The organism is Pseudoalteromonas piscicida, from assembly GCF_002744175.1.
In the GTDB taxonomy this organism is placed as follows: Bacteria; Pseudomonadota; Gammaproteobacteria; order Enterobacterales; family Alteromonadaceae; genus Pseudoalteromonas; species Pseudoalteromonas piscicida_B.
Genome location: NZ_NKHF01000158.1, coordinates 1 through 393, shown reverse-complemented (window position 1 = coordinate 393; position 393 = coordinate 1). Strand labels below are relative to the sequence as shown.

The 393-nt window shown below is 44.5% G+C and carries 1 pseudogene; it reads left to right on the top strand.

Going from position 1 to position 393, the window contains the following annotated elements:
- A pseudogene (locus tag CEX98_RS22265) lies at positions 1 to 393 on the top strand (transposase); the annotation flags it as partial.

The following is a 393-nucleotide window of genomic DNA, read 5'->3' as shown; positions in this document are numbered from 1 at the left end:
ATTGTGATACGTTGGCACAAGCTATTTAAAGGCAACTGGATAACTCAAAAGTATACTAAAGAAGAGCCTCTAAGCGAGTCGGAGCAGTTGATGCTTGATGAGCATGTTGCCAAATATAGAGAAAGACTGGCGGATATTAGCTGGTTCATGCGAGTACTTAACGAAGATATCGCCCGCAGAGCAAACAAAGAGGATGATTGTACAGGGCGGTTTTGGGAAGGACGATTTAAATCCCAAGCCTTATTGGACGAAGCAGCACTAGCGGCTTGTTTAGCCTATGTAGATTTAAATCCCATTAGGGCTGAAATCGCAGCCACGCCCGAGACCTCAGACTATACCAGTATCAAAAAGCGCATCGACTATGCGAAATTAGGTAAACAACCAGAAAGCCTG